The organism is Mesorhizobium sp. M4B.F.Ca.ET.089.01.1.1 (assembly GCF_004022605.1).
GTDB lineage: Bacteria > Pseudomonadota > Alphaproteobacteria > Rhizobiales > Rhizobiaceae > Mesorhizobium > Mesorhizobium abyssinicae.
The window spans coordinates 1-988 of the sequence record NZ_RZOS01000932.1 but is presented as its reverse complement, the minus strand read 5'-3'; the positions used below and the strand labels follow the sequence as shown (position 1 = coordinate 988).

At 60.6% G+C, this 988-nt stretch carries 2 protein-coding genes; both read left to right on the top strand.

Annotated elements, in window-relative coordinates; translation table 11 throughout:
• Positions 1 to 655 (top strand): replication initiation protein RepC (gene repC / locus EN780_RS35130; RefSeq protein WP_245500226.1); only part of this gene is annotated, 655 nt, incomplete at its 5' end.
• A gap of 41 nt (positions 656 to 696) precedes the next feature.
• A partial coding sequence (locus EN780_RS35125) for a thermonuclease family protein (protein WP_133372902.1) occupies positions 697 to 988 on the top strand: 292 nt, incomplete at its 3' end.

The following is a 988-nucleotide window of genomic DNA, read 5'->3' as shown; positions in this document are numbered from 1 at the left end:
CTCCAAGGCACCGAGCGCCCTTCTCCGGCGTGCCTCGGCACTTTTCGACTGGTTTGTGGAGCGCCTGATGCAGCTTCCACGCCGTTCAGAATCTGCGTCGGAAGCAGAAAATTCGACATGCACGTATGTCGAAAACGGCATGCACAAACAGACTACAAACCCTGATCCTCTTGAAGAGAGTAATGATAATCGGCGTTCGGCTGACGCCGAACAACTTCATTTGCTAGAGGCTGGCTCCGCCAGCAAGAGGGCTTATGAACGAAGCCTGGGGGGCGGCCTGCGCCAAGTCAACGGGCGAAAGAGCCAGCCGCAGGCGGTAGTGGCATTGCATGACCTGGTGCGGGCAATACCGGCCTTAAAGGCCTACGGCTTTGCCCTGCCCCGCAGTTGGGCCGATCTGGCGCGGCTCGTGCCGCAAATGTGCCGCCTGACGGGCATTTCCGATGATGCGCGCCGCCGCGCCGTCGAACAGATGGGCGAGCAGCAAGCAGCGGTCGCAATCGCGGTGACGCTGCAGAAATACGACCGGCAGGAAGTTAAATCGCCGGGCGGCTACTTGCGGGCCATGACGGACCGCGCCACAGCCGGCGAGCTTCATCTTGCCCGCTCGATTTTCGGGCTGGCAGCCCGTAATTCCATGGAGGTACTGAATTGAGATTTCGAACGATATTGGCGGCCGTGGCCGCAATCTGGTGCATGGATGCGGCGGCCGAGCCGTCGGCATGGTCCGGCCAGGCGCGGGTAATCGACGGCGACACGATCAGTATCCGTCAGCAGCGCATTCGGATTGCTGCGATCGATGCATGCGAACTCGACCAGACCGGCTTGAAGGACGGCCAGACCTGGCGTTGCGGTGTCATTGCTCGCAGTTACCTTCGAAAGATGATCGACGGACAGCATGTCCGTTGCGATATCATCGACCAGGACCGGTATCGGCGTTTGGTCGGGCAGTGCTTCATCGGCGATACCGATGTGGGCCTCGCTATGG